The sequence below is a fragment of the Aquimarina sp. KJ22-3 genome (assembly GCF_055808215.1).
Genome location: NZ_CM147859.1, coordinates 2747976 through 2760614, shown reverse-complemented (window position 1 = coordinate 2760614; position 12639 = coordinate 2747976). Strand labels below are relative to the sequence as shown.

At 35.9% G+C, this 12639-nt stretch carries 15 protein-coding genes and 10 tRNA genes; 3 read left to right on the top strand and 22 right to left on the bottom strand.

Features of this window, described 5'->3' with window-relative positions; translation table 11 throughout:
* Positions 1–2: 2 nt before the first annotated feature.
* Complete coding sequence (gene corA / locus AC0L3Q_RS12790) at positions 3–1070, bottom strand: magnesium/cobalt transporter CorA (RefSeq protein WP_473279766.1); 1068 nt, start codon at positions 1068–1070, stop codon at positions 3–5.
* A gap of 267 nt (positions 1071–1337) precedes the next feature.
* On the opposite strand from corA, the gene AC0L3Q_RS12785 reads away from it, so the two are divergent.
* Together AC0L3Q_RS12785 and AC0L3Q_RS12780 are read left to right on the top strand one after the other, a co-directional pair.
* Positions 1338–1556 carry a hypothetical protein gene (locus tag AC0L3Q_RS12785; protein WP_473279764.1) on the top strand — a complete coding sequence of 73 codons (219 nt, stop codon included), beginning with the start codon at positions 1338–1340 and terminating at the stop codon, positions 1554–1556.
* 144 nt (positions 1557–1700) lie between these two features.
* Positions 1701–2132: a hypothetical protein gene (locus AC0L3Q_RS12780; RefSeq protein WP_473279762.1), complete on the top strand. Its 432-nt coding sequence runs from the start codon at positions 1701–1703 to the stop codon at positions 2130–2132.
* A 79-nt stretch (positions 2133–2211) separates the two neighbouring features.
* Here AC0L3Q_RS12780 and AC0L3Q_RS12775 read toward each other — a convergent pair whose 3' ends face one another.
* From AC0L3Q_RS12775 to AC0L3Q_RS12730, 10 genes are all read right to left on the bottom strand, one after another.
* Positions 2212–3672, bottom strand: a complete 1461-nt coding sequence (locus tag AC0L3Q_RS12775) for a nicotinate phosphoribosyltransferase (RefSeq protein WP_473279760.1) — start codon at positions 3670–3672, stop codon at positions 2212–2214.
* Positions 3673–3778: 106 nt separating this feature from the next.
* Positions 3779–4507 (bottom strand): metallophosphoesterase family protein, encoded by a 729-nt coding sequence (locus tag AC0L3Q_RS12770; RefSeq protein WP_473279758.1) that lies wholly within the window; start codon positions 4505–4507, stop codon positions 3779–3781.
* Positions 4504–5049, bottom strand: coding sequence for an RNA 2'-phosphotransferase (locus AC0L3Q_RS12765; protein ID WP_473279756.1), 546 nt, complete (start codon positions 5047–5049; stop codon positions 4504–4506). The genes AC0L3Q_RS12770 and AC0L3Q_RS12765 overlap by 4 nt, the downstream gene beginning before the upstream one ends.
* Before the next feature lies 1 nt (position 5050).
* Positions 5051–5527: a macro domain-containing protein gene (locus AC0L3Q_RS12760; RefSeq protein ID WP_473279754.1), complete on the bottom strand. Its 477-nt coding sequence runs from the start codon at positions 5525–5527 to the stop codon at positions 5051–5053.
* A gap of 6 nt (positions 5528–5533) precedes the next feature.
* Positions 5534–6079, bottom strand: a complete 546-nt coding sequence (locus AC0L3Q_RS12755; protein ID WP_473279752.1) for an NADAR family protein — start codon at positions 6077–6079, stop codon at positions 5534–5536.
* A complete protein-coding gene (locus AC0L3Q_RS12750) occupies positions 6076–6552 on the bottom strand; it encodes a nucleoside 2-deoxyribosyltransferase domain-containing protein (RefSeq protein WP_473279750.1) in 477 nt (158 codons plus the stop codon). Before AC0L3Q_RS12750 ends, AC0L3Q_RS12755 begins: the two co-directional genes overlap by 4 nt.
* Before the next feature lie 24 nt (positions 6553–6576).
* A complete protein-coding gene (locus AC0L3Q_RS12745; RefSeq protein ID WP_473279748.1) occupies positions 6577–7413 on the bottom strand; it encodes an ADP-ribosylglycohydrolase family protein in 837 nt (278 codons plus the stop codon).
* Positions 7414–7425: 12 nt separating this feature from the next.
* Complete coding sequence (gene prs / locus AC0L3Q_RS12740; RefSeq protein ID WP_473279746.1) at positions 7426–8244, bottom strand: ribose-phosphate diphosphokinase; 819 nt, start codon at positions 8242–8244, stop codon at positions 7426–7428.
* A gap of 97 nt (positions 8245–8341) precedes the next feature.
* Complete coding sequence (locus AC0L3Q_RS12735; protein WP_473279745.1) at positions 8342–9022, bottom strand: NUDIX hydrolase; 681 nt, start codon at positions 9020–9022, stop codon at positions 8342–8344.
* 98 nt (positions 9023–9120) lie between these two features.
* Entirely contained in the window at positions 9121–10221 is a 1101-nt protein-coding gene (locus tag AC0L3Q_RS12730) for a slipin family protein (protein WP_473279743.1), read from the bottom strand.
* Between the two features lie 301 nt (positions 10222–10522).
* Here AC0L3Q_RS12730 and AC0L3Q_RS12725 point away from each other — a divergent pair, with 301 nt between their 5' ends.
* Complete coding sequence (locus AC0L3Q_RS12725) at positions 10523–10747, top strand: hypothetical protein (RefSeq protein ID WP_473279741.1); 225 nt, start codon at positions 10523–10525, stop codon at positions 10745–10747.
* 52 nt (positions 10748–10799) lie between these two features.
* Here the strand turns inward: AC0L3Q_RS12725 and AC0L3Q_RS12720 are convergent.
* The 11 genes from AC0L3Q_RS12720 to AC0L3Q_RS12670 all read right to left on the bottom strand — a co-directional run bounded on the left by AC0L3Q_RS12720 (position 10800) and on the right by AC0L3Q_RS12670 (position 12639).
* Positions 10800–10893, bottom strand: a tRNA-Phe gene (locus tag AC0L3Q_RS12720).
* A 217-nt stretch (positions 10894–11110) separates the two neighbouring features.
* Positions 11111–11434 (bottom strand): DUF6331 family protein, encoded by a 324-nt coding sequence (locus tag AC0L3Q_RS12715; RefSeq protein WP_473279739.1) that lies wholly within the window; start codon positions 11432–11434, stop codon positions 11111–11113.
* Positions 11435–11670: 236 nt separating this feature from the next.
* A tRNA-His gene (locus tag AC0L3Q_RS12710) sits at positions 11671–11740 on the bottom strand.
* Between the two features lie 6 nt (positions 11741–11746).
* Positions 11747–11817, bottom strand: a tRNA-Gln gene (locus tag AC0L3Q_RS12705).
* Positions 11818–11820: 3 nt separating this feature from the next.
* A tRNA-Leu gene (locus AC0L3Q_RS12700) sits at positions 11821–11894 on the bottom strand.
* Between the two features lie 37 nt (positions 11895–11931).
* Positions 11932–12004 (bottom strand) — tRNA-Glu (locus tag AC0L3Q_RS12695).
* Positions 12005–12010: 6 nt separating this feature from the next.
* A tRNA-Pro gene (locus AC0L3Q_RS12690) sits at positions 12011–12082 on the bottom strand.
* Between the two features lie 97 nt (positions 12083–12179).
* A tRNA-Asp gene (locus AC0L3Q_RS12685) sits at positions 12180–12252 on the bottom strand.
* 31 nt (positions 12253–12283) lie between these two features.
* A tRNA-Tyr gene (locus AC0L3Q_RS12680) sits at positions 12284–12366 on the bottom strand.
* A gap of 122 nt (positions 12367–12488) precedes the next feature.
* A tRNA-Cys gene (locus AC0L3Q_RS12675) sits at positions 12489–12561 on the bottom strand.
* A gap of 4 nt (positions 12562–12565) precedes the next feature.
* Positions 12566–12639, bottom strand: a tRNA-Asn gene (locus AC0L3Q_RS12670).

The following is a 12639-nucleotide window of genomic DNA, read 5'->3' as shown; positions in this document are numbered from 1 at the left end:
TACTACAACCACTTCTTTCGTTTAAAATAGAAAACTAAGCCAAAGAAAATAACAAACATGACCACCCACAAAATGTAATATCCATATTCATAATGAAGTTCTGGGATATTCTCGAAATTCATCCCATAAATACCCGCAATAAAAGTAAGTGGAATAAAAATAGTAGCAATAATAGTAAGCACTTTCATGACTTCATTCATTTTATTGCTAATCGTAGTCATATACATATCCATTAACCCCCAAATCATATCCCGATAAATTTCCACATTTTCATGCACCTGTATAATATGATCATATAAATCTCTTAAATATATCCTGGTCTTTTTATTAATCATTTTATGCTCACTTTTATCAAGCTTATTAACGACTTCTCGTAAAGGAAATATAGCACGACGTATTTTTAGGATTTCCTTTTTTAAACGTTGGATTTCGTGAGTAATATCGTCGTTAGAATGTTCTTCGAACAAATCGTCTTCTAACTCTTCGATTTTATCGCCCATCACCTCTATAATATTGAAATAATTATCCACCACGGCATCCATTAATACATATAACAAATAATCGGCCCCCATAGACCGTATTCTTCCTTTACTGTAGCGAATACGATTACGGATGGATTCAAAAACATCTCCATCCGCTTCTTGAAATGAAATAACGTATCCATCCCCTAGTACAAAACTAATATGCTCAATAAATAATTTATTGTTGTCATCGAAATATAACATTTTGAGTACTACAAAAAGGTAATCCTGATATTCATCAAGCTTAGGTCGCTGCTGTGTATTTGCAATATCTTCCAGGATGAGTGGATGTAGATTACAATGATTCCCCAACTTTTCTATAGCTTCGGTATGGTTTAATCCATTAATATTGATCCAGGTGATAGGTTTAGAATCTATATAGGAATAGGCTTCTTCTATTTGATTTAGTTCTTTTTCTTCAAAGAAATTTAAATCATAATCAAAAACGTCTACATATAAATTTCCGTGGTGTTTTTTACCCACATAGACCACAGATCCAGGAACCATGCCTAAGGTGTTTTGAAATGAGGGTGATTTATTTTCTTCCATTGTAAATTTTACCGTTTAAAAGTACAGACAAAGTATTAATTTTTTTGATCCCTGCAAAGTTCTTAAATCTGTAGTAAGGTTAGAATTTTAACCGAATCATAAAACTATTCAAACAATAGTTAATTTTTGTTTAATGTTCATTGTGATTAATTAAACAAGATGTATATTTATGGTATGAAATTTGAATTAAGATAATTGTTGATTTCAATTTTTTCTGAAACAACAATATTTTTAAAATTTTTTCTAACAATTATAAAAACATTACGAATGGAATTGATACAAGATGCATTGGAATTTGAAAATCGTAAGATGTCAAATATGTCAACCAGCGACAGAGTAGCCGCTTCCAGAGAAGCAAAGTCGCTCATATTAAGTATAAATGAGATTTATAAGAAAACAAAGGATGCAGATCTTATGGATTTGATGAAACGTCTTACAGAAAAAAAGCGAAAAATTGAAAAACGTTTAAAAGGATTGCCTGTGTAACCCAGCAGATATTTATTGTGTTTAGTGATTTTATCAATACCAGCAATGAGGAATGATGAATGCGTTTAGATGTTGGTTTGAATCGAGGAATACCCTGTCTTTTATGATTCTTAACAGGGTATTCTTTTTTAAAATAAAATAGTTATGATTTTAGAAACTACCTATAGCAGCAAGGAGAACAAAAAGATCATCAATGATTTGGTGGGGAAACCCTTTTCATTGATTCAATCATTTAAAATGAATGGTATCGGGTCTAAACGCATGATTATTGATGATGTGAGCCCAAATCTTAGTAAGTATCTAAATTCGGTATCAGATTTGAGTTATGGCAGCATTGAATTGAGACCCAACGGTATTTTACTAGCCATCAACAAAGGATTACGAAACTTTACCTGGATTATTCCTTACTATCAGTTTTATATGTATAAAACCAACGGAGTAAGTATACATGCGCAGGGTAAATTTGTACACTTCAAGAATAATAGAACACATAAAGAAAATAAGTCCTTTTTTGATAAACTTACTCATCTTAAAGCAGACTACGATATTAGATTTCCGCATGTAGATTCTATCTAATACTACAAACTAATTAACCTCTAAGTTATTTAAACTTAAAGGTTAATTAAATAATTATAAATATTTTTGAATCAGTGTTTTATGTTTTTAAATATTGCTTCATAATTCTTTTTCTAATTTGATCCAAAGTATCATCCACTTTTAGTTCTCCGTTGATAAAAACGGTTTGCAATACACCTTCTTTTTCTTCCTCTTTTGAAACTTGATCTTTAAAGTTTATGCTTCCGTTTTGTTGGTACAACTGGATCAAACCTTTTGCAGATTTTTTGGTACCATCATCGGTTACAGGATCTTTGAAGATTTCTCGTCCTTCTCCGTTTACTTCTACATAAGTAGCTTTCATAGCAAATCCAAAAGTATCTCTGGTATTGTATTGATACGTAAAGCTTCCGATACCTAATACCACATTGGTAGATGCAAATCCTTTTTGCTTAAGGCGTTCACAAATTTGAGTTGCTCTTTCTATAGTGATACTATCTCCATATATAGCACCTATTTTTGGATTTAGCACCTTATAACCTTGATCATTGATGGTTCCTCCAAATTCATCCCAAAGTAGTTCTATTACACCTTTGGCAACAATTGGGTTTTCGTGTTCACATCCGCAGATGATATCTACTGGGTCTCCAGAATCGGGACGAATCACTAGTTTCCCTTCGCGATCCAGTACTTCTTGCTTTAGTTCTGGAAGATATTCAGTCAATACTTTCCACAAATCCCAGGTATCCGACACTACTGACAATATCCCTGTTGGATAGGTTTCTAACAATCTTCTAAAGGTTCCAATCTCGTCATCCTTACTACCTGCACACATCACACTGTGTTCTGTTGCATTTACACTACCAATTACCAGTTCTTTGGTTACGTCGGTATTGTAATACGTTTCATATGCCTTAGCAACGGGTAAGGTATCACTACCCGAAAAAGCCAAAGCGTGCCCCATCCCACTCAAAATAGCCGATTCTGTACCCGACATACCACGCATCGAAAAGTCGTGACCTTGCCAAGTAACAAATTCTAAGTTATCCTTGTCGGTATCCAAAGCATATTGATTCAATATTTTTCGGTATTGTTTAGCAATCGTAGCCGAGGTACAAGGCTGCCAAATGATACTAGATAATAAGGTTTCCAGATAGTTTGTTAACCAGAAAAACTCAGGTTTGGTGTTTACCAAAGTAAACATAGGTACTCGAATAGGTACTTCTGTACCCTCAGGTATGGCTTTTATCTCTATAGGTAGATATCCCAGATCGTGTAAGGATTCAACATGCTGGATATCATAATCCACACCCAAGTAGTGATCTACATATTTTTTATATTCTGAAACTACTGCTTGTTTTGGTTGATTAAAGAAGTCTTCATTAAACCTCTTGATCAAATACTCCTTAATGAAGTATTGCAATCCGAAAAACACCACATTATTTACGCCTTCTACTCTACTCTTTCTTGGCGTCCAATTAGAATATACAAGGGTCGTTCCTTGTGGATATTGTTCTCTGTGGCCTAGTTTATATCCGTCTGTCAAAAGTAGTGGGTTCATAATTTATTATTTTGCGTTATATATACGCAAATATAAAACAGAAGTTTAATTCCCGCAAGTATTTTACTACTTTTCTCTCAAAATTATTTCTGAGGTGAGTGAGTGATTAGTTTCTACCCCGTTCTGTTGGATACAAAGTAAATACTGGATCACTCTGCCAAAACTCCTTGGTGTCTACATCAACTATACTCAGTTTACCTTTAAACGCAGCTCCTGTATCGATATTCCATACATTATACGCATTTAGCGGTTTAGTTTTACCATAATTCGTTGTAGGTGTATGGCCAATAAAGATTTCGTTGTAATGCGCAAAACGTTTTGGAGGGCTTTTAATCAGTTCATCAGCATCTACCTTGTCTGCCAATATTGCAGTTTCCCAAAGGGTTCTATCCCAATAATAATTAGAATCATATTCTTCATGCCCTACTCCTTTCATTGATGTGAAGCCTGCATGTACAAATAGTCTATTTTGCGCATCTAAATAATAATCTTGTAATCGATCAAAAAATGTCTTGTGGGCTTCGTCTAAAACGTGCCCGGATCGTATGTAGCTACTCATCGTTTCCTTTCCTCCATGCGCTAGCCAAATAGGATTGGTAGCTCCTTTTTCTAGCCATAATCCACACCACACATCATGATTACCTCTTATAAAAACACAGGTATTCGTTTGGGATAATTCTATTAGTTTTTGAACGGTTTCTGAAGATTCATTCCAACCATCTATATAATCTCCCAAAAAAATTAATGTATCTTTTGGAGTTACTCCTGCTCTATCTAAAACTTGTAACAGCGCTTTGCAACCGCCATGTATGTCACCTATGACTAAAGTTCTCATAATTCAAAATCAATATATTTTACAGGAACATGATCTGTTAACCATACCTGATTGTCCGATTGAAAAAATGGAATACCGTCACTATACATCTCACCAGCTCTCACTGTTAAAATAATAGGTTTGCCTCTACGAGCACCTACAGTTGAAGCCGTATCTAACTCTTCGCTAAGATGCACATGATGTCTATTCATTTTAAGCAATCCTTTTTCTTTGATAGCCCCTATAAATTTGTCCACTGTACCATGATACAACAATTCTGGTGGTTGTTTTGGTGCATAGTTTAAATCGATAGTAACAGAATGCCCTTGACTGGCTCTTATTTTTGTATGATTCTCATTAAAAGCAAATCGTTGCTTATCATTGGATGACACTATTTCTTGCAAAAGATTGAGATCCAGGCCAGAAAACTGCTTCTGTAATTTAGTTAACAAGGTTTGCACATCTGCCCAACCCTGATTATCCAATACTAATCCGATTTTTCCTGGATCATGCCTTAGAATCAAACTTAAAAATTTACTGATCTGTTTATGGTTTGGTTTCATTTCAATTGAAATCATATACATAAACATCTAACTCTTTTTGAATTAGTGTTTCTTGTATTATCGGTTCTATTTTTTCCCATTTACCTCCAGCAAGTCCGCACCCTATCCTTGGCATGTGAATGCTGGCAGAAAGCAGTTGAGCTTCTTTTGAAATCTTTTCTAAACATTCTCTCACCGCTTCATATCGTATAGGCACACCATTACTTCCTGTTTTTATTCCTTGTTGCGCTATCATATTCCCTACATAAATATAATCTGCAACCTGAATTACCTGAATAGCTCCTAATTCAAAATCGTTTTTTGCGCTATTTTGATGCCATTCTCTATACGATTTTTCAGGCTCTGACCATCTTTTGGAAATCGCAAGAACAAATCCTTTTCCCCAACCTCCAATATTGTTACATATATGCACAATGATCTTTGTTCCCTTAGCCTGTGGAACGGTAGCATCTCCTTTTAAATAAGTAATCTCTTTCATTTCAAATTATACTAGTTCATCCCTAACTTCCATCAAAGCAAATCCTAACAAATTCTGTCCTCTCCATAAATTAGGGTTTTCTGCCTTTTCATTATTTTGACTCATTCCTATTCCCCAAATGCGATCTCTTGGGCTAGCTTCCACCAATATTCGATTTTTTGTATTTGTTAGGAACTGTTTTAAATCTTCGTGTTGTGAAAATTTATAAAAGTTCCCTTGTTTCACAATTTCATATTTATGCTGATTCCAGATTTCGGGATCAAAATCTTTTACCTTTCTTCCTAATTTTTTGGCTTCCATAGGATGATTACAAACCAATATTTCTTTCAAAACAGTATTATCTTTAAATAATCTAGCTTTTTCTGCCATCATCCAATGCTCTGCAGTTTTATAAGTAAGGCCTTCAACCTGAAAAGGCGATTCCCACCACTGACTAAAACAGCTTTTACCTATGCTACCATCTTTATTGGGAGTGTGTCCCCAGAAGAATAGATACTTTATACTTTTGTCGGAATTAAATTCTTCTTGTATTTTCTGTAATGAATATTTCATTTCTTTCTCTTTTTAATCTCTTCAATCAATTCTTCTAATCGATCTACCTGTTGTACCCCATACCGTTTGCAAACGATATCTACATTTCCTTTTCTCCAAAAACCCTCTGGACAACATACGATTAGTTTCCCACTTTTGGCAAATAATCCCAATTCTAGTAATGAAATTGGAGACTTCGTCCCTTTATCAAAATACATAACTATCAGATCACATTGCTCCAAAGCATCCAATTCCCAGGTGACTTGCTCGTTAAACTGTGGATTTGTAATTTCTTGCTTCCAGCTAGTGTCCCAATTCAACCTTCGTGGATTAAGCAAGGTAACCTGATCTCCTTCTAACGCTTGAATCACTTTATCCTGCCATTTTTGGGCTGTATCCCCTTCGATACTGCCGGCCAGAAAAACAGAATAATCTTTGATATTTGTTACATCCTCTGGCGCTGTAATGACACGCACTTTATTTTGTATTCCCATAGTGTATTCCTGTATACTTTATATTCAAAAACCAAACTTTTTTTGTAGCTTCCTATCTAGTGTTACCAGATAATCTCTACCATACTTGCCATTTTCTAGCTCATCGTATAAAAAGGATGGTAAATCATTGACTACTCCCTTTTTTACACTCAAAATAGCCATAGACATTTCGGCAACGGTATCCGTATCGCCTCCATAATCTATTCCTTTTTGCAAACATGATCGCATACTAGTCGCTTCAATTACCCATGGAATCACAGCATTGGTAGTAGGATATGAATGCATGTCGATAGGACTAACAATTTGATAATTTCCTTTTTCTTGTATGGTTTCATCCAAAAACTCGATCAAAGAACCTTCATTTACATATAAATAGTAATGAACTGCCAAAGCAATGCGTAATGCCCCGGTAATTCCTTCTTGTGTATTGTGAGAGGTTTTAGCTTGAATTTCAACAAAAGCTTTCAATTGATCAATATCCCGAATATATCCCAAGGTATACGCTCGCATCGCAGCTCCGTTACCAGAACTCTGATCATTGATAGTTTTTAAAAAATCCTTTCCTGTTTTGCTGCTGTAAAGGGCATCATATACACGATTAGAATATCCTCTACGTATATCACGATGAAATACTTCTACAAACTTATCCGCTACCTTTTCTTGAGTCCAATCATCTTCTTCTACTAATAACTCTGCAATGGCAATAGCCATTTGTGTATCATCGGTATACTTTTTATAAATCTCGGTATATAAACCATGAGAATGATATGCGGTGAGTGTATTATTTGTTTTTATAAACGCATCTTTTCGGAACTCAAAACCCGCTCCATATGCGTCTCCTATTGCTGCTTCTATGATCATAATCCTAGTTTTTTAAAGTGGAAATTGATACAGTTTGTCATCATCAAAATCCTTGAATGAATTCGTGGTAAACACATAATCAAATTGCTCTGTCAACACCTCTACTCCTTTACTAAAAATCCCATGACTTACCACCAGACTTAATGCCCCAGCATTCTTTGCTTTAAGTTCCTCGGCAAGGCCTAAAAAAGTTCCTCCTCCGTCGCAAATGTCATCGACTATCATACAGTGCTTTCCTTTTAAATCATCTTCATACACTCTAAAACCGAATAATTGCCCTGTTTTTACATCTCTTTTTTTAGAACACTCAATAACTTCTACTCCACCCAGGTATTCCGAAACTTTATAGATTTTCTTCAACGCTCCTCCATCTGGAGAAATCAATACAACTTCTTCATTGATCTTCTCTATACATGTCTTCACAAATTCATAATTATAAATCACCTTTACATTATTCAATAATGCGGGTGTTACTTCAGAATGTGGATCAAATACGGTTACTTGATTGTATTTTTGCGCATTCATCATATCTGCATATACTTTTACACTCAAGGACTCTCCTGTTACCATCACTCTATCCTGTCTAGCTGCCGGGAAATAAGGAATAAAAGCATTGATATACCTTACTCCCATTCTACGAAGCGCATCTGTAGCAATGAGCAACAATCCCATATCGTTAAACGAAGAAATACGATGCGTAATAGTAACTGTATCCCCAATTTGTTGTTCTTTTATTTTGATATGAGGTTCTCCTCCATTGAAAACAAAAGCATCAAATTCGATAGAATTTTCATAAGGTGTGAACGAAGGGTCTAGATGTAAATACTTCATTATTGTGTTGTTTTTACGCAAATTTAAAACACCATAACGAATCCACCAAATATTTTGCGTAAAAATTACATTAAAAAGCTTTTGAAGTATTGAATAGTTATTTAATATCGAAGAGGAACCCTTCTTTTTGATGTTTGAAGTACTGTTTTTTGTTGAATTGAAATAAGTTAGCTGGTCTACCTCTACCTTCGGATACTTTCTCGTCCAATTCTTCCAAAATATCAAAACTCAGTATTTTCTTTCTGAAGTTACGTCGATCGATTTGTTTCTCGAGTATCGTCATATATAACTTTTCCAGGTCCGAAAACAAGAATTTATCATCCAACAAGTCAAATCCAATGGGTTCGTAGGTGAGTTTGTTCTGCAAGCGTTGTTTAGCTTTTTCCAGAATATGTTGATGATCAAATGCCAAATCTGGCAGCTTCTGGATATCAAACCAAGCCACATCCTGGGCATCTGTATCTGCTTTGATCTCATGATGTTCTGGTTTTACCAAGGCAAAATAAGTAATGCTTACTACCCTATTTCTAGGATCTCTACCAGGTGTACCAAACGAATATAGTTGCTCGAGATAATCTACTTTTACGTTGGTTTCTTCTTTGAGCTCCCGTTCTACTGCTTGCTCTAAACTTTCATTTTCTAACACCAATCCTCCCGGTAAAGCCCAGGAATCCTTAAAAGGAGCTATATCTCTTTTGATCAATAACACATTAAGCGTTTTGTCTTTGTATCCAAAGACCACCGCATCTACAGCTACTTTTATATTTTGGCGTATCATATACGCAAATTTATAAAATTAGAAGGTGTAAGACAATCAATTTATGCTCTTTTACAAAAAAAGCGCTAATCCCCTTGGATCAACGCTTTTCAAAAAAATTACTTATTCACAGAAAATATATCCTTCAATTGCTTGATCATACCTCCGTCTCCAGAGACACTAATCTCACCAATCTTGTCGGCGATCTTCTCTACATACTCCATTTCTTTAAGTTTGTAAAGCATCTCGTTTTCTTCCATAAGTTTTGCAGTGTTTAGCAAGCTACGTGTAGAAGCTGTTTCCTCACGACGTGTAATGATATTAGCTTGAGCTTTCTTTTGTGCAACCAATACTTGGTTCATGATCTCTTTCATATCTCCAGGAAGGATAATATCCCGGATTCCACAATTCAATACTCGCACACCTAGTTTAACTGCCTGGTTTTTTACGCTTTCCAGTACTGAGCTAGCCATACTTTCCTTACGCTCCAACAGTTCATCCAGGGTGTAGTTTCCTACGAAAGTTCTCAATGCTAATTGCATTGCGATATACAATTGCTTTTCGTAATCCTTGTTTTCCAAAAGCGCTTTTTCAATATCAATAACCTTATACTGCGTATAAAAGTTAATACGAACAGCCGCTTTATCTTTGGTCAACAATTCCTGACCAGCAATTTCTAATTGCAACTGACGCAAATCTGCTTTTGCAATCTTAATTGAGGTGTCATTTCTCCAGAAACGATAGGTACCGCTTTCCAAAGTTTTAGCATATACATCATCCACAATCAAGACGGCTTTTTCGTATGCAGCCACTTCAAAAGCTCTAATGTATTTGGTCAATGCATAGTGGTTGAACAATGACTTATCGATTTTTTCGGTAATGTAGATCTTACTTAGATCTGCTTTCTTAAATTCGTAATCCATCAATCCTTTCCAAAAAACGTATCGACCGGCTGCCAATATGTTTTTGAAATTACCATTTTCATACATCAATATGATCTCGTTATCTTTTACTTCAATCACATGTAGCATGGCCTCCAACGCTTTATCTTCTAGCAAGAGTTCTAGCGCTACAGGTGCGGCAAAAGGCTTGGTAAGATCATATTGAAGTGCTCTTTCGTTAAATCCTAACCAATGGATTCCCTTAGTGATTACACGTTGATAATCTCCCTTTTTGAAAACCAAACCTACTTTGCCCGCGTTGATTCTTACTCTTTTCATTTCTTCATTTTTTAATTAGACATTTATTAGATGACAATTCCTGTAACGGAGACCTTGTCTACTTCAATCCAGAGCTACGGGTATGGCGCTATCTCGAAGTATATTTTGGGCGTATCCCTTTGGGTCGGGCTATTCGTTTTATCTTTTTACATACTAGCCTTCGAGAGTCTCAGGCTTCTATATAAAAAGGATGCCACTGCTATCCCTTACGCAATTTTTAATTTCTAAGAAAAACAGTGAGAGCAAATCGTCTTTCCGGTACGGAAATATTGGTGTATTAGATCATCCAACAACCAGTTTTGTGAAAAGAGATCAAAGAAAAATCATCATAAAAGATCATTTGTTTCTAAAACCTGAATCCAAAAAAGTAGCTATTTCAAATACTAACAATTCCAATAGTTCAAAGTACGTTCCAGACTGTTGTTTTGGTATGAATACTTTAACAACTGATTTGCCATCACCATTTTTGTCCTATTTAACAGCAAGACAGCTGGGGCCATTTTTAAAAGTTAGCCTAGCTTTATAACCTACATTATGAGTGTAGTGCTCTAGCCACTGAGCTACGAAACCTAAAAAAGTGGTCTCGACAGGAATCGAACCTGTGCAAATAAAAGAGGCATTAAAGTGCCTGTTTCGCTAGATTTTCAGTCTAGTGCGTTTACCAATTCCGCCATATCCATAAAGGATAGTGGGACTCGAACCCACAGAAACGATCTATTGCTCTAACCAACTGAGCTACAATAGCCACTGAAGATTTACTTCAAGCTAAAGACGGGAATCGAACCCGCGACCCATAGAATGGTGGACTATTTTTGGTGATAGTCGAACCTTCAAGTCAAGTTGCATATGAAGTGATCATACAAATCATGCAATACTTCATACAATGGTGCTATACAGAAACACACAACAAGACCAGCTTGATATTTTTAAATAATTCAATACTTTCTTTTTTCGTTGCGTAATAATTAAATATAGTGCTATGCATATGTTCTGATTTTGATACTTCAATAAATTGAATTGCTGTATTTAAATCATCTAATATTCTATTTGAATCAAAAGATTCAATGATTTCTTTAATAGCTTCTTTAGAGAAATCATATGCGTCTATACCACAACATTCTGCTACACATTCTGTTTCTAATGCCGACCAGAACTCTCTATTGTTTTCCAAAAACTTATCTAGATTATTATCTTCAAGTAATGAATTTGTCATAATTTTTCATTTTAATAATTAAAAGGTAACCATCAGCGCTGAGTCTTGAGCTAAAGAGGCGCTTTGTCCTAGCCCAACTACCTACTCCAAAATGGTAGTAGGGCGATTACAGTAAACTTCTAACGCTTCCCTTAACATTTGTTTTTCCGTTTACATTGATAGGACAAAAATGTACTGATACTACGCAATTATTTTGCGTAGATAATAAAAGTGCTGTTACAACCTTTGTTTTTGGGTGTACCCCGGGACTCGAACCCTGTTCTTCCCATTCACAGTGGGATGCTTTACCAGATAAGCTAGAGATACCATTTGATGACCTGAAAGGATTTGAACCTTTACACCAAAAGTCAAAGTCTTGGATGCTACCATTACATCACAGGTCAATGTACAAGGAGAGAGATTCGAACTCTCAAAATCCTGATTCTAAATCAGGCGCGTATTCCGGTTCCGCCATCCTTGCGTTTGATATTTTGAAGTATTTACAGTACTTCATCTAGCACTCTGTAGGGGAATCGAACCCCTATTTCCTGATAGAAAGTCAGGTGTACTAAACCATTATACGAACAGAGCAATTTGTCTGGGGAACAGGACTCGAACCTATAACCTCCCGCGTCCAAGGCGGGTAAACTACCATTGTTATACCCCCAGATAAGTATCGCATTACCGACGAGATTTCCTTCGATCTAAATTGTCCAAACTTGTTAAGGAACTCAGGATAAACTTCTCATCCCATCGTTATGCTTTGCAGTACCGACGGGATTCGAACCCGCGACCTTCCGAGAGACAGTCGGGTGCACTAGCCGTTGTGCTACGGTACTATATTTCCCAATGGGGAAATCTTTTAAATCGTGGAAGCAGTAGGACTCGAACCTACACGCTCCGAAGAGACCGAATTTACAGTCCGGGGAGCCAACCAATTGCTCAATACTTCCTTTTGAAATAAATGTGATACTATTGATCATTGAGACAAGGATGAAATTGCTACGCTTTCTCATCAAGTCATAAAGTGGATTATCTTAGTACACAAACAAGTTTGATACTATTCTAGTCATTGAGACAAGGATGAGATTCGAACTCATAAATAACAGAGTTGCAGTCTGTAACCTTAACCTTTCAGCCACCTTGTCTTTGCGATACTGGTAGGACTCGAACCTACATCTTGAGAGTTAACAGCTCATCGGCGATAACCATTAAGCTACAGTATC